Origin of the sequence: Paraclostridium dentum (assembly GCF_048568265.1) — a bacterium.
Taxonomy (GTDB): domain Bacteria; phylum Bacillota; class Clostridia; order Peptostreptococcales; family Peptostreptococcaceae; genus Paraclostridium; species Paraclostridium dentum.
Genome location: NZ_CP183813.1, coordinates 1343777 through 1367151, shown reverse-complemented (window position 1 = coordinate 1367151; position 23375 = coordinate 1343777). Strand labels below are relative to the sequence as shown.

Below are 23375 nucleotides of genomic sequence, written 5' to 3'. Positions count from 1 at the left end.
CTGCACTCTAGTAGACCGAGGTTTTCTAGTAGATTCATTATATTTAATATGATACTTTTTTAAGTACCTAGCCACCATCACTCCCAAAGACACTACCAAAAGGTTAGATATAATCTAGCTTTTGCTTAGTAAGTGTTGGTTTGACAATTAACCTTAATTAACTGTCTGATTATATATTAACCATTCTCATAAATAATATGTATTTAATTTAAATTTTTTTATTTTTAATTAATCAATTTTGTCATCAAAGTTCTGATCTAAGTTTACTAAGTTAGGATTTTTATTTATATCTGGTTTGTTTAATCCAGTCGTTCCATCATTATCATTATCTAATTTTGAAAATGCTTCAGTATATTTTTCAAAAGCTTCTAAATCACTCATAATAACTTCATAGTTTACTTCTTTAAACGTACTAAATCCATCTCCACCTTGTGCTAAAAATATATTAGCTACTGTATTTATCTTCATATCATCTGTTACTTGTGTTTTATTTTCATCTTTTAAGTTTATGCTATCTACCTTTACAACCCAATTACCATTAACAAGTTCTGGATGCCATTTATATGTAAATCCTTCTACTTGTAACATTCTTGGCCTATTGTATTTTCCTTGTTGCATACCAATTACCCAATCATGTATATTTTGAGTTTCTAAAATTGTTTTTAATTGTGCCCCACTTAATGTAAGCTTTGTTAAATCATTTCCAAATGGTTGTATTGTGTACACATCTTCATATGTTACATCACCTTGTTGTAAATCGGCTCTTACTCCACCTATATTCATCATTGATATCTGAACATCTTCACCTTTTTCTTTAGCTGCCCATAGTTGAGCATCTGCTATCATTCTTCCAAGTTCTGATTCTCCATTTGCACCTTCTATATTTCTTGAAATAAATTCTTCTGCGAAACCTACTTTTCTTTCAAGTAAAGGTTTAACATCTTCCCTTGCTTTTTGAACCATAAGTGTGACAGCTTTATCTGGTGATATATTTTTAGGGTCTATTGGTAATATTTCTGATTTTGAAGATACCACATCTCCACTTTCTTTATCTATAACTAAATCTATATCACTTATATTAGTAGATTTAGAATACGCTTGAGTTACTACTATATCATCTTTTCCTTCTCTTTTTACAACTGAGTTTGCAAACTGATGATTATCAGCTGCCATTATTACATCAACCTCATCATTTACCTTTTGAGATATATCATATATATCGCTACTACCCTCTAAGTCTACAAGTTTTCCTGTATCTTTATCTGTTAGTGCTGGCACATGAGATAATACTATTATAGTTTTTACACCTTGTTGTTGAAGCTCTTTAGTATATTTATCTATAGCACTCACCTCATCTATAAAGTCTACATCTTTTATACCTGCAGGTACAACTTTTCTTGCAGTATCTGTTGTTACTATACCTATTACACCTACTTTTACCCCATCAAATTCTTTTATAGTATATGGGCTTAGTATTGGCTCTCCTTTTTTTACTTCCTTATTTCCAAACTTCATATCTTTATTTGCTACAACGTTAGCTGTTACCCAATTAAAGCTTTGAGATCCTTCCCAATTAAGTCCTGATGAGTGAGTTCCTCCTTGTATTATCCTAGCTAATTCGCTTGTACCTTCATCATATTCATGATTTCCCGTAGTTACTACATCTACATTCATTCCTTTCATTATTTCTAAAGTTGGTTGGTCTTGTTTTAATGCTGTAACAGCAGGACTTCCGCCTACAGCATCTCCAGCTGAAAGTGTAAGTGTGTTTTTATTTTCACTTTGTAATTTTTTTAGATACGCAGATAAATTATCTATACCTCCACCCAATTTAGAATCTACATCAAATTGCCCATGTAAATCATTAAACGATAACAATTGAACATCTACTGTATTTTTTTCAACTTCTCCTTTACTTAAATCATAAGCATACTTAGCCATTTCATTTCCTAAATCTTTTACTTTTTTCACACTCGGTAGGTCATTCAAATAATTTTCTCCATTTTTATGAGAATTAAATAGAACTTTAGCATTAGTTTTTACTGGCTTTATTCTCCAATTACCATCTTTTGAAGGAGTTATTGTTCCTGTTTCTTTTATGTAGTCCATTATTGCTTGTCTATTTTCATCAGGAGATGAGTAAACTACTTGTGCATCTTTAATTCCAGGGAAAGTTCCACTTGCTCTGTAGTTATTAGTAACTACTAAAAATTCTTGATTTGGATCTAAGTTTTTACCATTGTATTTTAAATTTGATATTCTTTGTGAGGCTTGATTTATAGTATTTCCATTGCTGTCATATTTAGCTTTTTGAGTTACATCTATTTCATAAGTAAGACCTTCTATAGAATCAAAGTTATATGATCTATATGCAGGATTAAACAATTGCTGATCTTCGTTTGAGGTAGGATTTATTGTGTTGTACATACCACTTGCCATTTCTAGCCATTCTTTTATTTGTGCTCCATTTATCTTTAATATACTTATCGTATTATCATATAAATACAAGTTTGATAAATCTTTTATTTTAAGCTCTCCCGATTTTATATCTACATAGTTAGTTGCATCATTAAATTCTCTTCCTCCTGCTTTAAATGGAGCTGCTGCAGATAGTATAGGTAAATCTTTATATTGTTTAAGCTCGTCTTGTCCTTGGTCTATTTTATTTTTAGCATACCACCTTTGAGCTTGTGCTACTAATTCAACTGTTTCATTATCTGATACTAATGAAAAGAAACTATTTAACTCTTTAGTTGTTTCTCCTACAGGATTATTTATAAATTCTATTGTAGCTTCATGTGCTTCTTTCAAATCTTTATTTTCAGTTATAATTGGATTATTTTCTGGCTTTAATTCTTTTACATTTTTCCTTGATATCTTACTTTCTTTATCATTAACAACCCAAGTTTTTCCCTTTTGTTCCAATTTTAAATCAACTATTCCTAACTCTTTTCCCCAGTTAGCAGGCTGTATAATTTGGACTCCATTCATTTCTGTTTGCGTTGTCGAATGCGAGTGACCTGCTACAACCACATCTAAACCTTTTACTTTTGTTAATTGATATGCAGCATTTTCAGAGTTCATTATATGCTCATCGCTCTCACCTGTTCCAGTATGTGCTAAAGCTATTACTATATCAACCTTATGTTTTTCTTTCAATTCTTTGGTTATTTTCTCAACTGAAGTTTTCATATCTTCAACTTTAACTTTACCTTGTAAGTTCTTCTTATCCCAATTTAGTATTTGAGGTGGAACAACTCCAGTTATACCTATTTTAACTTTTTGTTTTTTACCATTTGAATCTATGACCGTTTCATTTATTATATTATATGGATTAAATATATGCTTTCCATTATTATCTAAAACGTTTGCATTAACAACATTTGTTTTCATTACATTTTTCTTTGTTATTTGCTTTAAAAAATCAAGTCCATAGTTAAATTCATGATTTCCTAATGTAGTTGCATCATAACCTAATATATCTAATGCTTCATATACAGGGTATTTCTCTCCTGGTTTAACTTTTGTTTCTTCATTCATTGCATATACTGTGGACAATGGGTTACCTTGTATTACATCTCCATTATCTACTAATATTGAGTTGTTTATATTTTTGTTTTTTGTGTCTTTATCTACTTCTTTTTTCGACTCTTCGATTATAGTTGATAATCTTGATAATCCCATGTTAGGATCTTGTTTGTCTGTAAAATAATCATGATCCATTATATTAGCATGTAAATCAGTTGTAGCCATTATTCGAAAATCAATAGTTGAATTCCCCTTTTTTGCAGCTTCTACAACTGTTGGTTGCATAATTGGAGCTATAACTCCTGCTGATATGGCTATTGCTGCTAATCTTTTTACTCCCTTTTTATAACTCATATTTTTCTCCCCTTTATAAAAACATTTCTTTTAAATTTCAATATTATCCTATCAAATCGTTACAAAAATATCAATATAATTTTATTTTAATATAATTAAAATATATTATTTTAAACTTCATATAAAAAGAAAAAGCACTGATTTGACAGCATTCGCTTTCAAAATCAGTGCTTTTTTTAGGAGTAATATTAATTACATCCTATTTCTCTTTTGACTTTTATTAAATATAGTTTGCAATTTAGCTTGAACTCTAATCTTTGGACTTTAGACTAAAACTAACTGCACTCTAGTAGACCGAGATTATCTAGTAGATTCATTATATCTAATATGATACTTTTTCAAGTACCGAGTCACCATCACTCCCAAAGGCACTACCAAAAGGTTAGAACTTATCTAGCTTTTGAATAGTAAGTATTGGTTTGACAATCAACCTTAATTAACTGTCTGATTATATATTAACCATTTCATTAAATTATATACCATAATTTAAATTTTTTTAATTTTTATCATATTTAATATATAATTAATTGTACTACTACATAGCATTTGCATTTTTAGATTTATTTACATTAAATTTTTTATATAAAAATTCAACTGTCTTTATTACTATATATCCAATAACTAATATAGCTATTATAACTTGAACATATAAAAATGCTCTAACCGTACTCTCTAGTGGAGATCCTACCTTGCCCAGATATTTTGCATATCTCTGAGATGCAACAACACTTATTCCAAGTGGGAAAGTAAGTGGAGCAAGACCTGGAGAATAAGGTAATTTTATAAGTTTTGGAAGTATTGTATATCCATATAAAAGTGATACGTATGAAACAGCTGCTAAAATACTTACAAACATAGCATTTGGCTTATCTGCAATTGCAAAATAAGCGGCTAAACATATATTTGCTGGAGCTACCATTATCATTAAAGTTGGAACCTTTGGTCCAGTTAGTTTTTCCATAGATAAAAGTCTATATATCATAATAGGAAATAATACTATAAACGCTACAAGTGAATAATAAAATAATACCTTAGAAATTCCAGGCATATTCATAGGTTTACTTGTAACAGCTGCTAGCCCAATTCCAACTGTCGGTATAAACCAACTTGGAATCATATTTTCCATTTTAAAATCTTTAATCATATAAACAGCAAACATTATAAATGTTAGAAAATGCAGTATTGTTGCTCCTAACCATAAACTACTAGCTATTGATGGATTTATCTCAACTAAGTACACTGCTACTAACATAAGTGTCATAAATATAGTTGGATAAATACTCCCAGCCATTGGATGCTTTATCTCATTAATTACTTTATTTGGGTGTAATATTAACTTTATTAATAAAAATCCTATACATAGTATTGAAAATATTACAGCTATATGACGTACCCAAGTTACATTAAACTCAAGTAGTGCTGTAGATATGCTCATAAAACCAAGTGCAATGCCAGCTATTGCAACAGGCATGTCTTCAAAATTTGACTTAACCTCTCTATTTTTAGCTTCCATATATACACCTACTTATTTTAATTTACCATCATCTATTAATTTTTCAGCTATATAAGCTGCAACTTCTCCTGTTATTTTAATACAATGTGCTTTTCTTTCTGGTGATTGGAATTCAAAATTTCTAGTCATAACTCTACAGCAAGTACTTTTATATAATTCTTTTATTCTATCGTGTAAATCAGCTGCATATTTAAACATATCTTCATGCATTGCTTCTCCATGACATCTACCATATACCATTCCTAATGCCATAACACCACCACTTACAGCACCACAAAGACATCCTGATTTTCCAACCCCAATTGGAAATCCTGAAGCTAACTTTGTAACTTCATCACTAAATGGTTTTCCTAATTCATCATTTATAGTTTTTACAACTGCCTCTGAACAGAAAAATTCACCTCTTTCAAAATATCCTTCTGCTATTTTTCTTATTTCTGACACTCTTTGCTCTTTATTCACAAATTTCTCCTCCATTATACATTATTTTTATAATTTACACACTTATTATAATTTTTAATTTATTTTTTGTACAATTGATATTTCCTATATATAGTGGGTATCTTATAGATTATAACTATTAACTTAGTATAATTTTTAAAAGGATGTGATTTTTTGATTTTTAATATTAAAGAAAGTGGAAAGTTAGCAATTGATAAAATGCTTAAAGATTGCAATCAACAATCTTTTAGAATTTACATACGTAGAATAAGCAATTGACTTGGTCCTGTATTTGATATAGCTCTGGATGATGCTAATGAATTAGATGTAATTTTTAAATACAATAATTATAATATAATTATAAATAAAGAATTAGCCAACAAAATTAGTTCTATTGAAATTTTCTTTGAAAAAGGAATTAGTAAAAGTGGTTTTAGGGTTTTAACAGATATTTGTTGGAAATTCGAATATAGGTTTAAAGATTGGGCTAAAAATCCAACAAGTATACAAATACCTATAATATAAATTAAAATATAAAAAAAGCTAATTTAATTAAATTAGCTTTTTTATATTTTAACTTTGTATACTTTTTCTAAAGTTTGCCTAAATTGATCTAAAACAAGTTTTCCTACTTTATACTGAGATATAGAATCTAAAAAATAAACTTCATAGTTATTTTTATCTTCTAAATACAGTAAAATTCCATTAATAGATAACCTATATACGGAAGCAATATAAAAAATAGTATCTGTTTCTCTTCTAATGAGATTTGATGCTTCTTTATTGTAGTTAGTATGACATTTATTAAATATACTACTTAAAACCTCACTATCAAACTTAAGAGTTTTTTCCATAGATATTTTATCGTATTCACACGAAATAATCTTTTTGATAATTATATCTAAGTCATTTTGAACTCTAATTAAATCTTTAACAGATAACATTACATGTTCACTAGGTTGTGCAAAAATAGTTGTAGTACATAATAAAGTTAGAATTAACGTTAATACAAATGTTTTTTTCATTATGATAAAAACTCCTTTTTAATATATACTACAATTAGATTTCTCATAAATATGAAATCTATTCTTAATTAACATTATTTTTAATTTTTTTTATATATTTAATACATCTTCATCAATGTTAATAATTTCTGCATCTGTATTTGTTTCTATAAAATTTATTATATTTTCTTTATTGCTATAACAAGAGCTTTGATCTAAAGATATTCCAATTATGCCTATTGTAACAATCTGGTGTACATCTTGGTTTTCAATTTCAGCTACAGAAATATTAAATTTATTTTTGAGTTTACTTGTTATACTCTTTACTACCATTCTTTTTTCTTTTAAAGAATGTACCCATACAGCTCTTAAATCAACTTTTAAAATATATATTTTCATATACTGTTCCTTTCTAAAATATAAACTTAACTATATGTAATTATTATTATATTTAATCAAAATCATATTCATTTTACTCAAACATAAAATAAGTATACAAGGTCGTAGCTTCTTATCTTTTTGAATATCTAAGAATTACAACCCCCTCATCAGTAATATATTCATCTAAGTGTAAGTCTATTTTAGGATTATTCTCTAAAAATAATTTTCTTCCTTTACCTAATATAGTAGGTATAATTCCTATTACATATTCATCTATAATATCGGCTTTTATAAATGGATCAATAACTTTACCCCCTCCAAATAAAAATATATTTTTCTCAATTGTTTGTCTTTCTTTCTCAATTATTTTTACTATATCACCTTTTATAAAATGTATGTTTTCATAATCTTTTAAGTTTTTAGATGTTGCAACATACACCTTTTTATTTTTAAAATCTTTATGAAAGTTTTGATCATAACAATTTTTACCCATTACTACTATATCTATAGTATCTAAAAAACCATTAAAATCCCATTTTTTCTCTGTATCTAAACTTTTATCTCCATCTCCAACTATCCAGTCAAATCCACCATCTTCAGATGCTATATATCCATCAATACTTATAGCTAAATTTAAAATTATTTTTCTACTCATTGTTTTGACCTCACTTTATTTTTTTTATTTATTATTTACTCATTTAGATCTTTGATGTAATTTTATTATAAACTATAATATCTAATAACTTATGAACTATTTAAAATGAATGTTTCTATTAAAATACATAAAAAAGGCATTTTATATTAATTAAAATGCCTTTTTAAAATATATTTATTAAGCATGGTTGATTTTATAAATCTTATATAAATGATATTCAGTAAGTGATATTATAGTAAACATCAAAACAGTAAATGCCATTATTGATATTAAAATTTCATTACCAATATTAATATTAAATGTATCTATTATGAAAAAACATATAGTATATAAAAAGCCTGATATTATACAAATCTTCCCTGAATATTCATTACCTTCTTTCCAATAATATCTATTTCTTTTAGAGATTGCAGACTTATATCCAAATCCATTAGGATACTCCCCTGATAAGTATCTAATAGCAATCCCAATACCAATCATCAATATGCCTAAATGGTATATATTATTTGGATAATATGCTTGGATCATCAAACCCCTCCCTTCTTACCTATAAATGTATGTATATTCAAGTTTTTAACAAATTATCCTTTATTTTTTAATTAGTACAAACCTATATATTTTACAAGCTTTATATATAATATAGCCTCATTTACCTTAATTTTACACTAGAATTACTTTATTTTTTTAGGTAATATTGTCTAAGTCTATAAAATGTAAGGCGGTGTTTAAAATGGAAAAAGTAGTTAGTGATACAAAAAAAGAATTTAAAAATGCCCCTATTTATAATTCAAATGACTTAAATGATAATTTTAAAAATAATTCTAAAGTTTATATAAGTGTAAAAAATAAATTTTTTATAAGCTTAATAATTTCTATATTGTGGACATTGATAGCAATTAGTTTATCTGAACCTTGGATTGATGATTTATCCATTATACTTAATCACTTTTGGGCAGTATCTATAGTAAGTGGGATTGCTCTTATACCCGGTTTTATGAACATATTTTTAATAGTCAGTTTATTGTTAGACAAGCAGCCTGAATTGAACAATTATAATGCAGACGATGATGTAACTCTTTTAATTTCTGCTTTCAATGAGGAGATTGGTATATTTAATACTTTAAAATATGTTAGCAATCAAAACTATAATGGAAATATACACATAATAGTAATTGACAATAACTCCAATGATAAAACTAGCTCAGAAGTAAAAAGAGCTATGAAGGAATTAAATATGGATATCTTGTTATTGTCTGAACCTACTCCAGGAAAATTCAACGCACTTAACTATGGGTTGAAGCATGTGAATACAGAGTTGGTAATAACATTAGATGCCGATACCTTAATTCATAAAAATGCTATAAGAAACCTTGTTGGAAGAATAAAATCTTCATCAGATGAAGTTTGTGCTGTTGCTGGTTCAATGCTTGTTCGAAATAGTAGAGATAATTGGTTGTCTAAAATCCAAGAATGGGATTACTTCTTAAGTATATCATCTATTAAAAGAATGCAAGGGTTATATCAAGGAACACTAGTTGCACAAGGGGCATTCTCATTATATAAAACTGAAGTTGTATCTGAACTAGGAGGATGGTCAGATGCTATAGGAGAAGATATAGTTCTTACGTGGAAGATGCTTGCTAGAAACAAAAAGGTGTATTTCGAGCCTATGGCAATAGCTTTTACAGATGTTCCAACAAAATTTTCACACTTCATAAAGCAACGTTCAAGGTGGGCTAGAGGCATGATTGAGGGGCTTAGAGAAGTTAAACCCTGGAAACAGCCATCTATGTTTTCTAAATTTCTAACTGGAATAGATCTAATAATTCCATATATGGACCTTAGTTATACATTTTTCTGGATTCCAGGCTTAATTTTAGCACTTTTCTGGGGTAACTATGCTATAGTTGGTCCTATGATGCTATTAGTATTGCCTCTTACTTTTTTAAGTTTCGGTATACTATACTATTACCAAGCTAATGTAGTTTTTAAAAATTTAAACCTTAAAGTTAGAAAAAATTTAATTGGTCTTGTTTTATTCATTTTATGCTATCAACTTATAATGTCTCCGGTTTCTTTATATGGATATACTCAAGAGTTATTTGGAGCAAAAAGAGTTTGGAAATAAGTTTAAAATGAAAATGCCACCTATAAACTCTTATAGGCGGCATTTTCATTTTAAACTTTTATTAATTCATATTCTTTATTGCCCATTCCCATTTCATGTGCATAGTCTATAACTCTCATTCCATTAACACCTGGATGTGCATGTTTAAATACATCATGCTTCATTTCAGCACATACCAAATCATAACAAGCTTTATCAAGCGCAACTGGATCTTTAGATGCAAGTATTCCTATATCGTGAGATATAGGTCTTCCTGACCACGGAACACAATCGCAAAGTGGAGTTACATTCATAACAAATGTTATAAACCCTACTTTATCCTTTTTGTTGCTAATAGCTCCATATGCATATTCAGCCATTTTTTCTACAAATATATCAGAATCAGTTTCCCACTGTATAGTTACAGCTCTAGTTGGACATACAGTTGGACACTCCCCACATCCATAGCAAATATCATGATTTATTTTAGCTTTCTTTTCTTCGATGTTTATCGCTCCTACTGGACAAGATTTTGCACATTTACTACATCCAATACACTTATCATTATCTACACCTGGTTTTGCATCTGAATGTTGCATTTGCTTTCCTGGCGCGCTTGCACACCCCATTGCTAAATTTTTAAGAGCTCCTCCAAATCCAGCCATCTCATGCCCTTTAAAATGACTCATTACAATCATTGTAGGCGAATTATATATTTCTCCACCAATTTTCACTTTATCAAAATGCTTTTGATTGATTTCTACATCTACTGAATTTCTACTATATAGGCCATCTGCTATAATTATTGGAGCATTTACGACCGCATAAGCAAACCCATTTTCAATAGCCGTTGTTATATGATCTACTGAATTTGTTCTGCTCCCTGAATAAAGAGTATTTGTATCTGTTAAAAATGGTTTTCCACCATGTTCTTTTACTTTATCAACTACTTGTCTAACAGCAACAGGACTCATATATGTAGTATTTCCTTTTTCTCCAAAATGCAATTTAATCGCTACTTGCTCATTTTTACTTATAAATTCTCTAAAGCCAGCCCTTTCAAATAATTTTTTTACATTGTTTGGTAAGTTTCTACTTTGTGAGTCTGAATATAAACTACAATAGTAAACCTTTGATATTTCCATTTAATTACCTCTCTTTTTTAGCTTTATATCTTTAAATATAGACTAATATTTAAATTTTAATTCCATTATATATCCATATTTAAATTTTTAGTCTATATGTTTTATCACTTTACATGGATTTCCAACTGTAACTACATTATCAGATAATGACTTTGTAACAACACTTCCAGCTCCTACAACACAATTATCTCCTATTTTAACCCCTGGCATTATGCTTACATTACCTCCTATCCAAACATTATTACCTATCTTTACTGGTAGTGCATAAGTTTTATATGGAGCTTCTCCATCTTTATTTATATTTATTCTTTCTATATAGTTCGTAGGATGTGTTGCTGTATAAATTCCAGTTCCCGGTCCTATCAGTACATTTTTACCTATAGTTATTTTATTGCAATCTAGCAATGTTCAATTATAGTTTATAAATGTGTTTTTACCTATTGAAATATACTTTCCATAGTCACAGAAAAATGGCTTTTCGATCCACACCCCTTCTTCAACATTTCCAAGTAACTCTTTTAAAATTTCATTTGGATTTTCTATCAACTCTGTATTAAATTTATTGATTAATTCTCTTGCTTTTTTATACATAATTATAAGTTCATTATCTCTAGTATTATAAAAATCCCCATTTAATAGCTTTTCTTTTTCAGTCATCTTGTTCTCCTCTTATAAATTTATAGCATCGTAATAAAAAAACTGTATCAAAATATTTTAAAAATAAATGTGTATATAGTTTGTATATACATTTTAATTTTAACAAATTCGATACAGCTTAATTGATTTATTCTATTTTACATAAGATCTAACATAGTTATAACTAACTTTGCAGAATTATTTGATGCTATTATTTCAAATTCTTTATACGCTATTGCCGCATTATCATCTGCATTGTCAGAAATGCTTCTTACTATTAAAAATGGTACATTGTTTATATCAGATACATGTGCTATTGCTGCGCCTTCCATCTCTACACAATATGGACTATAATCGTTAATTAATCTATATTTCAAGTCCGTATCAGCTATAAATGCATCTCCTGTTATCATTCTTCCAATATGACAATTATGGAAATTAAAATCACTATTTTCATATGCTCTAAGTGCTATATTTTTAAGATTTTCATCTGAATTAAAATATTGCTTAAATGGAAAACAGTTTTTCATCTGAATCGGTCTAACATCATGATATGTAATATCGTCTGAAATAACGATATCCCCAAGTTTTACATTCTCATTTAAGCTTCCTGCGATTCCAGTATTAATTATTTTTTTTACATTAAATTTATCTATTAATATTTGAGTACAACTTGAAGCATTTACTTTTCCAACACTACAACTTGTAACTATAACATCTAACTCTTTATACTTACATATATAAAAATCAAATCCTGCATACTTCTCTTTTCTTTCTATGAACATATTATCCTTTATAGATTGTATTTCGATACTAGTTGATCCAATTATACCAATCATTTAACTCTATCTCCTCATTTTTCAATTAATATATTATAGTTATATATAATATTACTTACGTTGAATCGTTCTAAACCTTTAGATAAAGTAAAGTTATTTTAATTTTACAAATATGTTATATTAAGGTTAATTATAGCACATTGTCCCTATTTTTTATCTAAATTGTAAAAATAATTTAGTAAAATTTTATTTAACTTAACATTTTAAAAATGTTTGCTATATATCTTTAAAGAGGTTGTAATTTAAATTTAATCTATAGATTTAGATTTTTTAAGAGTGTACATTATCGTTAATATTGCAAAGTTCTTATTTTTCTCCAAATAATTCAAAATAGTCTTCACGTTTTATAGAGTAAATCAAATGCTCCATTTCCTTTTTGTCATATATTTTTATATATTTATCTACTTGTTTCATATTTAGCCTTTTAGCTACATTTTTAGAATTTATATTGTTAGTTCTTATTTGTGCTACAACTTCATCTGCATTTAATTCATTAAAAGCATATCTAATACAAGCTTTTGCTGATTCAGTCGCGTAACCTTTATTCCAAAACTCCTTCTTTAGAATATATGCAATGCCTATAAATTTTTCTCCATTTATATTTTCAATTAAAGGCCCCGCAAGCCCAACCGTTTTCCCTGACATTTTTTCAGTTACTAGAAAATAGCTATATCCCTCATTTTCATATCTTTTTATATTTTCATCTATCCATTGTTTAACCTCTTTGTCTGAAAAAGATTTTTCCCATGCATACATAACCTCAATATCTTGAAGTATGATTGCAATATCTGAATAATCATCTTTATAAATTTTTCTAAATAATAACCTTTCAGTTTTTAAATTTATATTTTTCATAATACCCACTCCATATACGAATATATTTTCAAGACAGTTCTAAATATCTATATATCAACAATAATCTCTCTTATTTTTTAAACACTAACTCTATTATACAATATTTTTCGAATATTTTCTGTTGTTTTGCATAATTTCGTTTGTTTTTATTTGTTTTAACATTTACATTTATCGAAATTCACTTATTTTTATGAAAACTATAAAAATAAAAAATATCCATAGCAAATTTTATGCTATGGATATTTTTTATTTTAACTTATTGTTTTTTATTTCTTTTTGAATACTTTTTAAAGCTTTTTTAGAACCTCTTTTAATATCTTTTTCTAACTTTCTATTTTCATACGAAATAAATAAGCTATCAATATCATATCCATCTGGATATAACTGTGATGCTTTTAAATATGGCTTTATTTTCTTTATATTTATTTGAATAAATTCATCTTTATATAAAACTTCTACATTGTTAAACTTATCAACCTCTTTACGAATAATCGCATAGTCATCTTCTTCTAATAAAAAGACCTTATCCCCTATACTATAATCATTTTTTGTTATACCTTTTTCTTCTACTTCATCATATTTTTCTATTTTGCTTCTCTTAACTAATTCTAAATTATACTGTTTATCATTAATATATAACTCAGCTCTCTTTAAAACTTTATCTCTTATTCCCATTTTTTTTGATATGAATAACGCATTGCTATCTTCAGATTTACCTATGACTAATTTGTATAAAGGTTCTAGTGTTTCTTTATCAAATAACATCCCCGCATTTTCAAATTCCGGATGCATATCAGCAAAATTTTTAATCTCACCATAATGAGTTGATGCAATTACTATACATCCCATTTGATAAAACTCTTCTAATATTGATATAGCTAACGAAGCGCCTTCATTCGGTTCTGTTCCGCTTCCAATTTCGTCAAATAATACTAATGTAGACTTATTACTAGAATTCATAATTTCTGCTATATTTTTTATATGCGATGAAAATGTACTTAGTGCATTTTCTATACTTTGATTATCTCCTATATCCACAAATATATTTTCAAATACACTAATTTCAGTATTTCCATCTGCACTTATGTCAAATCCACACTGTGCTATTAATGTAAGCAATCCTACTGTTTTTAGTGATAATGTTTTGCCTCCTGCATTTGGTCCTGTTATTATTAAGCTTCTATAATCTTTACCTATTTCGAAATCAAGCGGAACAACTTTTCCTTTTAAAAGAGGATGTTTTCCTTTTATTATTTTTATATAACCTTTATTATTTACTAATGGTGTTATACATTTATTGTTTAAACTGTATTTAGCTTTTGCAAAAACCATATCATACTCTCCTATGATTTCCACATTCAATTTTATTTCATCTAATTTTTCAAATATTAACTCCGTTAAATACGATAATATTTTATATTCTTCTATACTTTCATCTGATTTTAAACTAATTAGTTCTAAACTAAATTTAGATACATTATTAGGTTCTATGAAAACTGTGGTTCCTTTTGATGATGCATCTAAAATTGTACCATCAACTTCATTTTTATATGAAGACTTTATAGGTATAACATATCTATCATTTCTCTTTGAAATTATAAATTCTTGAATATACCTTTTATTGTTACTGGATGTTAAAAACTTATTTAATCTTTCTTTTATCTTATCTTCACATACTTCAATATTTCTTCTTATTCTTTTTAATTCTTTAGAAGCGTTAGAATCAACTTTATTTCCTTTTATACTGTAGTTTATCTCATTTTCTATAAAGTCGCACTCAGCTATATTGACTGAATATGAACTTAATGTAGGTGCGTAAAATTCTTTTTCGTTCATAAACTGTTTGATTTTTTTGCACCCTCTTAAAAAGTCCTCCACTTTTATAAGCTCCAATGGATCTAAAACCATACCTTTTTCAACTTTATCAATAATTGAGTATATATTAAATAGACCTTCTAAAGGTATATGATTACTATTTAAAAGTACATTTTTAGCTTCTTTATTTTCATTTAATCTTCTTTTTACTACACTTAAATTCTTGCTTGGACTTAATTTATCTATGAGATCTTTACCTAGAGAACTAACACAATGAACTTTCACCATTTCCTTAAACTCATTTAGCTGTAATTTTTCTAAAGCCATTTTATTCATTTGTAGTACCTCCTAGGCTTAAATCAGCCTTATCTTTGCCAGTTTCTTTTTTTATTTTCGATATTATTTTTCTTATACTAGATTCAGATAAATTATATATGTTTACTATTTCATCAATTGAATAACCTTGTTTATATAACTTAAATATACTTTTATTTCTAGCATATATAGCTTCTCTAGCTCCATTTTTTTGTCCCCATGGTATTTTTTCATTATTATCTATAGGTATATAAATTGCATCACCTTGAATGTATTGTTGTATTTGTTGTAGTAGATCTTGAGGTAATATATTTTTTGCATTTTTATATTTCAATTTTATAATCTCCTTTATTTTTAAGTTGTACATTCTGCAAACTTAACAAATAAGGAGTCCATTTATTTGTAACTCCTTATTTATTAAGAAGTACAACTCCCAGCTCTTTATAATTATTATTTTTCATAATTTACTCTCCTTCTATATTTTCTTTAATATATATTATTTCATATAACACATATTAGTTCAATGTAAAAAACAACTATAATTAAACTTTCCAATTTACTAAAAAAGAATCTAAGCAAATCTTACTTTTGTATGCTTAGATTCTTAACTATATATTATTTATTTTATACTTCTCCTGTTAAAAAACTTTCTAGACTAGTTTTATTCTCTATTATTTTTTCTAAATTTTTTCCATATTTATCTCCATATGCATCAACTAACTCCGATTTTTTGTATGTAATAGTTGATCCATCATCTAACTCTAAATTTATAATATCTACATTTTTTATAAGAGAAAATAAAACCATTGAATTTTTTATCATTACATCTGAAAACGGAAGAGTAATTGTTTCATTTGTGCTTATAATAATTTGAGACTCTTCAAATCCTTTATATTTTAATGTAATTTCGTAAGGTTCTTCCCCAGTTTTTAATTCAAATCCTTGTAGATTATCACTTGCAAGTAAATAATTTGAGATATTTCCAACAGCACTATTATCTCCTATAGTAGAACCTTTATATTTTAATAGTTTTTCAACTTTTTCTCCTAATGTTATTTCGCTCTGTTCTTGACTTACTTTGCTGCATCCAATTATACCAAATACTCCAATCAACATTATAACTAATAATACTCTCAATTTTAAACGTGTATACTTCACTTGCACCCCTCCCTAAATTCGCTCTAAGTACTAATGATTATACATAATTTGGAAACTTATTTTAATATCTGTTACCACACTGTAACTAATCTTTTTATAGCTTAATAATAATTTTATAAATTTATAAAATTATTATTATTAATATATTCGTATTTTGAATTAATATTATTAATTTCGTTTATTCAAACAAATAAAAAACTATGGACTATTTTAGACCATAGTTTTTTATTTAAATAATTTTTTTTGCTAAAATCGTAAATCCAATTTGTATAACACTATATAGCATATTTATAATTACCATTATTGAAAATGAATTAAATTTTTTATTATTTTTATATAATGTGTATGCTGAAACAAAAATAAAAGATGGTATAAAAATTATAATTGCATAAGGTAAACTATAGTTTTGAATTCCTGAAAGTAATATTGCAGTTATAAATGTTATCATAAATTTATTATCTGTTGCCTGCCCTATAAGTTTACTAACTATAACTATTAATATAGACTCAACTATTGGTCCTATAATAACAGCTACTAAAAAGTCCCATCCAAATGACATAGTCCCTGAAAATTCTAACCCCATGTATGTGTTAGAATAAATTTTGAAAAAATCAAAAGGTACCGTACAGACTAATGCCACTAGTATAGATAAGGCTATGAATTTACCTTCACTTAAGTTGTTTATATAATCTAAAATTTTCTTCATAATGCCCTCCTTACTCTATTTTAGCATTAATTAATAACATTACAAATATATATTAAAATTATTATTGACTCTGTTTAATTAATATTGATTAGAATAACTATACTTATATGTTGCTAGTTAAATGTTATATTGTGTTGTAAAATGCATTTTGAATTAATTTACTTAGAAGAAAAAATCCGAGTTAATTAATTATACTCGGATTTTTTCTTCTAAGAATTTTTCTTTTCTAAACAGCTCTCAGGGTTTATATATATAACTTCCCACTTACCATTCTTATTCTTCTTGTAGTCAGCTATTTTTATATCATATCCATTAGTTAGTTGATAGAAAAGCACATAATACTGATTTCCATCTTTGTCTTTAAAATATACTTTTTTCTCATATCCATCTTGTTTTACCTTTACGTCTCCTGATACTAAAGAACACCAATCTCTATATTTAATCTCTACTACTAGTTTAGCGTCATAGTTCCAACCATGATATGGTGCACATAAATAATTCTCAGGTGCATACTGCATATCTTTTATCTTGTAAACTCCATTTTCTTTGTTAAGATAAATATATCCATAATAGTAAGCAAAAACACCTTTCTTTTCATTGGTTCCTTCTATTATTTCTAATTCAACAAAGTATTTTAAATCTGTTTTATTGTTTTCATCACTAGGCAACTTATTAAGTTTAATTAAATTTATATGAAGCTTATTTTCAAATGATTTTAAATACTCTTCATAGCTATGACCTTGCTTATATGAATTCGATAAAAAATTATATGCAACAGGGTAAGGCCCTCTTGTATCTCCTAATGATCCACATCCTGTATGATTATCTTCAGTTGGATTTGCAGCTTCTCTTAAAACACTAAAATAATTTATTATCGTATCTTCTGGAGTTTTTAAAAGGTTGTTTGGTATCTTTAAATTTATATCTTTACTGCCATACATATTATAAAGTGAACTTTCGTCTTTATCATTTAAAATTGGAAGTTTAGATGGCCTGAAAAATCTCTCTATAATATTTTCTTCGTCATAATTTTTTGTTCTTTTATCACTTTTTATTTCGCATTGTTTTAACTTACATCCCCCTAGAATCAGGTCTTGTGTGTTAACTTCATTTGCATTTGACACTATTGTGCTTCCCATTAAAGCCACTAAAATTAAAATTGTAATTTTTGTCTTTAGCATAATTAGTCTCCTTTTAGTTTTAGTAGTTTTATTATTCTCATTTTATAATTAAATAACTCGTTTTTTGTATTTTTAATTTTTTTGATACAATAATTTCATATAATATATTTTTCTATTTATAAATAAAAGCTATAGTTTTATAAGTTATAAAACTATAGCTTTTATTTTAATTTAAAACAAAATAATTAAAGTGCTTTTTCTATTATTTTGCGACTTATATTTAATCCTAAATCTCCTCTTTCTGATAAATTAGTCATTCCATGACATTCAAGAGAATTTACAACAGTATCAACATCTTCTTTCTTAAGTCCATATACTGATAAATGAGTTGGCATATCTACGCTTTCAAAAAACTCACGAGTTTTTCTTATTGCTAGATCTATTTTTTCATCATCACTACCTTCTTTTATATCCCATACACGCTCAGCATATTGAACTAGTTTAGATCCTTTTTCATTTCTTCTAACTTCCCAAAGTGCTGGAAGTATGGCTGCTAGGGTTTTAGCATGATCTATTCCATATAAAGCAGTTAATTCATGTCCTATTTTATGTGTTGTCCAATCTTGAGGAACTCCTGCAGCTATAAGACCATTAAGCCCCATAGTTGCACACCAAACTAAATTAGCTCTTAAATCATAATCTGTTGGATTATCTATAGTATCTCTTCCGATTTCTATTAACGTCTTTAATATTCCTTCTGCTGTTCTATCTTGAAATCTTGCATCAACAGAATATGTAGCATATTGTTCTAGTACATGTATATATGTATCTACTACTCCATTTGCTACTTGTGTCTTAGGTAAAGTAAATGTCAGTGTTGGATCTAAGATTGAAAATGTAGGAAATGATAAAGGACTTCTAACAGAGAACTTACCTCCATTGTAAGAGATAACCGCTCCTCCATTCATTTCTGATCCAGTTGCTGGAAGTGTAACGACTGTTCCTATAGGTAACCCCTTAGAAACCGGAACAGGATTAAACCCATAGTTTAATAAATCAGTTTTGTCTTCACCATCATAGTTAGCTGCTAAATTTACAAACTTAGTTCCGTCCATTACTGAACCACCGCCAACCGCTAATAAAAAATCTATATTTTCTTTTTTAACTATTTCTGCCGCTTTTATTAATGTTTCATATTTAGGATTTGGCTCTATACCCGAAAATTCAAATATTTCACGCCCTTTTAAAGCTTCTTTTACCTTATCTAAAGTTCCAAATTTTTTAATGCTTCCTCCACCATAAAGGACTAAAACTCTTGCATCCTCTGGTATAAGTAATTTTAATTCTTCTATTTTATCTTTCCCAAAAACTATTTTAGTTGGATTGTGAAAAGTAAAGTCTAACATTGTTGATCAACTCCTTATTGTATATATCTCTATATATAATACCATATTTTCCTATTTTATTTTATAACATTAAATTGACAGTAATCTTAGAATCATAAAATGGATACTTTAAATATTTAAAGTATCCATTTTATATGTTTATCCTAAATTAATTATTAGTATTTTTACTTTTTAACTTATACTTTTTTATAATTTTAAGTAAGAAATATGCTAAAAATACTATTGTATATATACTTAACTTAATTATATCAATCTCATCATCATTAATAAGGGCAAGTACTATATGTACATATGCTAAAAAGTAAAATAGATATGCCCAACTTTGAATTTTTTTCCAATCTGCATATGACATTTTTGACCTAATATTTTTAAATGAGGTTATAAATAGTGGTATCATTATTATAAATGCTATTAATCCAACTATCAAATATACTATGTAAAGTGTTGTTATTGGCTTATGTACTAATATTTTATTAATAAAACGTACTATATACATTATTCCATGTGGAAGTAAAAGTATACACCCTAGTATAGCAGATTCAGCTCTTATGCTTAATAACTTTTTTGTTAATTTCCACTTAGGATTTAATGCTCCTGCGAACATTACCAATAAGAAAAATGCTATTGATACATTTCCTTTCATAAAAGCTTTTTCTAATTCACCTATAAATCCTTGCATTTTTGTATCACTTATTAACCTATAAATTTCATAAATTATCGTAATCGATGATATAGCCATAGCTATACTATAAAAAATTTTAGAATGCTTTTTTATACTTTTTGTATAAATTAGTGCGAGCGCTGCTGTAAATATTAATGAATAAACTAATCTCATGCTCATTCTCCTTTTATTTTTTAGAATTTTTATCAATTCGTATTTTATATCATTTTATAATGATAATTAATTTCATTAATATTCTATTCTATCAATATTTTTTTGTCAATGATTTTTTAATAATCAAAAGACCCCTATATCGTAATTTACGACATAGGGGTCTTTTGATTATTTATTATTTACCTGTACTTCCAAATCCACCAGTTCTTACTTCGCCAGTTTCAAAGTCGTCTCCATCTGCTAAAAGTATTGGCATGAATATAGCTTGTCCTATACCATCACCTACTTTAACTTCCCATGATTTTTTTCCTCTATTAACTAATTTTATAAAATAATGACCTTCATTAGATTCACAATTATAATAGTCACCATCGCCTATACCTACAGTATTTGCTAATTGTATTTGATATTTAAATCCCATTCCACTTCTTGGAAATAATGCTATCATTTCTCCAACTTGCATATATGCTTTAAAACCAGTTGGAATTACTATATCTTCTCCTGGTTCCAATGTGAAATTCAATGTACTTTTTATATCATATCCTGCAGCAAATTTTGTTGCTCTATTAGGTAATGTTAACTCTTCATATGCTATATCTGCATTTGCTTTTTCAAATTCTGCTTTACTTACTTTTTCAAATCCTCTTACTTTCATTATGTTTCTCCTTTAAAAATATCTTTGATACTTATAATAACATATCTATTTTTGTATAACAAATCAAAAACAGATATATTATTAGTTTTTTATATAAGTTAATTAAGTTTCATTATAATTTGAGCAAAGTATTTATCATCATCAACTTTTTTAGGAATATAAAAGTCATATTTTATAAACACCTCTGTATCTAAATTATTATTTTTATTAAAATGTTTATTCATCAACATCAAATACTTTTCTAATTCATCTAAATCACCATAAAAATTCACAGATACAAATTCACCAGCGACTACTTTCTCTAATAAATCTAAATTTTCATCTTTATATTTTTTTGTTATATATTTATTTTTTTCTTCTTCTTTTAAAAACAGAATACTTTCATCTTCTATTATTTTTTCATTATTAATAACATTATACAAAGTATAGTAACATTCTTCATTCATACATTTTAAATTTTCATCCAAATACTCTACATATTTTATGCTATTTTCCTTTTCTAGCATCTTCTTTATCTCAACACCATAAAATTTATATGTACTCTCATATATACTTATTTTATTAAAATCATACTCATTTTCATAGCTTTCTATAGTTTTTATTATTTTATTTAAATTTTTTAATTGAGCATGTTTTTTCTTTAACTCTTCAATCTTTTCTTCTATCATACTTTCTTGCTTTGTAATTAGCTCTTTATATTCACAAAGTTCTTCACTTTCTATAGTTTCTTTTATATCAGATAAAGATATATCTAAATCTTTTGTTAAAAGAATTAAATTCAATTGATCTAAATGTTTTTGAGAATAACATCTATAGCCATTTTGTTTATTTATATCAGGCTTTAAAATCCCTAAATTATCATAATACCTTAATGTGTCTTTACTTATTCCGAATAACTTACTTACTTGTCCTGTTGAAAGTTTCATAATATCACCTCAAAAATAATTATAGCCTATAGAACAACTCTATAGGCTATAATTATTTTTATTTACTTTATAAATTAACACTTACTTACAAACAATATTATCTATAACTTCTTTACATTCATTTTCTATATCTTCTATAGAGTTGTGTATAAAGATTCCATTTCCGCATGCATATATATTTTTTCTTGATGTCATAAATGTTTTATCAACTTGCGGGCCTGTAGTTACTTGATTTAATTTAATATCACTTCTCATAGCTACTAATCCATCTGAAAGCATTGGATTTGAAAATATCAAAGTATCACAATCTACAAATATCTCTTGATCTCCTTTAGATAACTTAACTCTATTTATTCTTCCTTGCCCATATATAGATTCTATTGAATAGTTATCATATATATTATCAGTTAATCCATAAGTATTAGCACCTTTATCAGTCGTAATAATTCCTACTACATTTATATTGTTATCTTTTAATTCCTTTTCTATCATGTACAATGTAGCATTTCCAGCTATAAGGATTTCTTTACCTGGAATCATATGAGGCATATTGAATATCTTTTTAGCCATTCCTACAGTAAGAATTCCAGAACATCTATCTCCTACCATATTTACAGGTTTTCTTGAACCTTCTTTTGCCCCATTTGCAAGTATAATATTTTTGCCTTTTATTTTTTCTATACCATTTTCAGGACTAGTGCAAAGAACTTCATTATTATCCTCTATTTTTAAAACCATAGTATTTAATTTTACATCTATATTGCATTTATCTAATTTATTTAATAAACTAACTTTGTAATCTTTTCCTAATATAGTTTTTTCTTTACTTATATTATAATCACCTAAATTTAAAGCTCCACCTAATACAGGGTCTTTTTCAATTAATAATATATTCTTGATTCCTTTTTCGTTAGCGTCTATGGCACATAATATACCCGCTGCTCCACCACCAACTATAATTAAGTCATATGCTTTCATAA

General features: G+C 27.1%; 23 protein-coding genes. 1 reads left to right on the top strand and 22 read right to left on the bottom strand.

What is annotated here, in order from left to right:
• Positions 1-228: 228 nt before the first annotated feature.
• From ACN6I1_RS06095 to ACN6I1_RS06065, 7 genes are all read right to left on the bottom strand, one after another.
• Positions 229-3882, bottom strand: a complete 3654-nt coding sequence (locus tag ACN6I1_RS06095) for a bifunctional 2',3'-cyclic-nucleotide 2'-phosphodiesterase/3'-nucleotidase (protein ID WP_419743111.1) — start codon at positions 3880-3882, stop codon at positions 229-231.
• A 535-nt stretch (positions 3883-4417) separates the two neighbouring features.
• Positions 4418-5395, bottom strand: a complete 978-nt coding sequence (locus ACN6I1_RS06090) for a TDT family transporter (RefSeq protein WP_419743110.1) — start codon at positions 5393-5395, stop codon at positions 4418-4420.
• Positions 5396-5407: 12 nt separating this feature from the next.
• Positions 5408-5857 (bottom strand): C-GCAxxG-C-C family protein, encoded by a 450-nt coding sequence (locus ACN6I1_RS06085; protein WP_419743109.1) that lies wholly within the window; start codon positions 5855-5857, stop codon positions 5408-5410.
• Positions 5858-6402: 545 nt separating this feature from the next.
• Positions 6403-6861: a hypothetical protein gene (locus ACN6I1_RS06080; protein ID WP_406967045.1), complete on the bottom strand. Its 459-nt coding sequence runs from the start codon at positions 6859-6861 to the stop codon at positions 6403-6405.
• 90 nt (positions 6862-6951) lie between these two features.
• On the bottom strand, positions 6952-7239 hold the full coding sequence (locus ACN6I1_RS06075; protein ID WP_406967044.1) for a DUF503 domain-containing protein: 288 nt from the start codon (positions 7237-7239) through the stop codon (positions 6952-6954).
• 112 nt (positions 7240-7351) lie between these two features.
• Positions 7352-7876, bottom strand: a complete 525-nt coding sequence (locus ACN6I1_RS06070) for a dihydrofolate reductase family protein (RefSeq protein WP_419743108.1) — start codon at positions 7874-7876, stop codon at positions 7352-7354.
• A gap of 177 nt (positions 7877-8053) precedes the next feature.
• The gene (locus ACN6I1_RS06065) at positions 8054-8404 is read right to left on the bottom strand and encodes an SdpI family protein (RefSeq protein WP_220796472.1); all 351 of its coding nucleotides are present in this window, start codon (positions 8402-8404) and stop codon (positions 8054-8056) included.
• A 202-nt stretch (positions 8405-8606) separates the two neighbouring features.
• On the opposite strand from ACN6I1_RS06065, the gene ACN6I1_RS06060 reads away from it, so the two are divergent.
• Positions 8607-10004 (top strand): glycosyltransferase family 2 protein, encoded by a 1398-nt coding sequence (locus ACN6I1_RS06060; protein WP_419743107.1) that lies wholly within the window; start codon positions 8607-8609, stop codon positions 10002-10004.
• A 50-nt stretch (positions 10005-10054) separates the two neighbouring features.
• Here the strand turns inward: ACN6I1_RS06060 and ACN6I1_RS06055 are convergent, their stop codons facing one another.
• The 15 genes from ACN6I1_RS06055 to ACN6I1_RS05985 form a co-directional block, all read right to left on the bottom strand.
• Positions 10055-11128, bottom strand: coding sequence for a DUF362 domain-containing protein (locus tag ACN6I1_RS06055; protein WP_419743106.1), 1074 nt, complete (start codon positions 11126-11128; stop codon positions 10055-10057).
• An 87-nt stretch (positions 11129-11215) separates the two neighbouring features.
• On the bottom strand, positions 11216-11533 hold the full coding sequence (locus ACN6I1_RS06050; protein ID WP_419743105.1) for a DapH/DapD/GlmU-related protein: 318 nt from the start codon (positions 11531-11533) through the stop codon (positions 11216-11218).
• A 3-nt stretch (positions 11534-11536) separates the two neighbouring features.
• Positions 11537-11785 carry a maltose acetyltransferase domain-containing protein gene (locus ACN6I1_RS06045; RefSeq protein ID WP_419743104.1) on the bottom strand — a complete coding sequence of 83 codons (249 nt, stop codon included), beginning with the start codon at positions 11783-11785 and terminating at the stop codon, positions 11537-11539.
• A 137-nt stretch (positions 11786-11922) separates the two neighbouring features.
• Positions 11923-12603, bottom strand: coding sequence for a 5'-methylthioadenosine/adenosylhomocysteine nucleosidase (locus ACN6I1_RS06040; RefSeq protein ID WP_419743103.1), 681 nt, complete (start codon positions 12601-12603; stop codon positions 11923-11925).
• 306 nt (positions 12604-12909) lie between these two features.
• On the bottom strand, positions 12910-13458 hold the full coding sequence (locus tag ACN6I1_RS06035) for a GNAT family N-acetyltransferase (protein ID WP_419743102.1): 549 nt from the start codon (positions 13456-13458) through the stop codon (positions 12910-12912).
• A gap of 246 nt (positions 13459-13704) precedes the next feature.
• Positions 13705-15609: an endonuclease MutS2 gene (locus ACN6I1_RS06030; protein ID WP_419743101.1), complete on the bottom strand. Its 1905-nt coding sequence runs from the start codon at positions 15607-15609 to the stop codon at positions 13705-13707.
• Positions 15602-15922, bottom strand: a complete 321-nt coding sequence (locus tag ACN6I1_RS06025) for a CD3324 family protein (RefSeq protein ID WP_220796477.1) — start codon at positions 15920-15922, stop codon at positions 15602-15604. Before ACN6I1_RS06025 ends, ACN6I1_RS06030 begins: the two co-directional genes overlap by 8 nt.
• Positions 15923-16212: 290 nt before the next feature.
• The gene (locus ACN6I1_RS06020; RefSeq protein WP_419743100.1) at positions 16213-16746 is read right to left on the bottom strand and encodes a DUF4825 domain-containing protein; all 534 of its coding nucleotides are present in this window, start codon (positions 16744-16746) and stop codon (positions 16213-16215) included.
• Positions 16747-16975: 229 nt separating this feature from the next.
• Entirely contained in the window at positions 16976-17452 is a 477-nt protein-coding gene (locus ACN6I1_RS06015) for a hypothetical protein (protein ID WP_419743099.1), read from the bottom strand.
• Positions 17453-17661: 209 nt separating this feature from the next.
• The gene (locus tag ACN6I1_RS06010; protein WP_419743098.1) at positions 17662-18633 is read right to left on the bottom strand and encodes a hypothetical protein; all 972 of its coding nucleotides are present in this window, start codon (positions 18631-18633) and stop codon (positions 17662-17664) included.
• A 185-nt stretch (positions 18634-18818) separates the two neighbouring features.
• Complete coding sequence (locus ACN6I1_RS06005; protein ID WP_419743097.1) at positions 18819-19979, bottom strand: iron-containing alcohol dehydrogenase; 1161 nt, start codon at positions 19977-19979, stop codon at positions 18819-18821.
• A gap of 148 nt (positions 19980-20127) precedes the next feature.
• On the bottom strand, positions 20128-20814 hold the full coding sequence (locus ACN6I1_RS06000; RefSeq protein WP_419743096.1) for a ferric reductase-like transmembrane domain-containing protein: 687 nt from the start codon (positions 20812-20814) through the stop codon (positions 20128-20130).
• Positions 20815-20989: 175 nt separating this feature from the next.
• Positions 20990-21469: a deoxyuridine 5'-triphosphate nucleotidohydrolase gene (locus tag ACN6I1_RS05995; RefSeq protein ID WP_419743095.1), complete on the bottom strand. Its 480-nt coding sequence runs from the start codon at positions 21467-21469 to the stop codon at positions 20990-20992.
• A 98-nt stretch (positions 21470-21567) separates the two neighbouring features.
• Complete coding sequence (locus ACN6I1_RS05990) at positions 21568-22395, bottom strand: MerR family transcriptional regulator (protein WP_419743094.1); 828 nt, start codon at positions 22393-22395, stop codon at positions 21568-21570.
• Positions 22396-22476: 81 nt separating this feature from the next.
• Entirely contained in the window at positions 22477-23373 is an 897-nt protein-coding gene (locus ACN6I1_RS05985) for an FAD-dependent oxidoreductase (protein WP_419743093.1), read from the bottom strand.
• Positions 23374-23375: the final 2 nt, after the last annotated feature.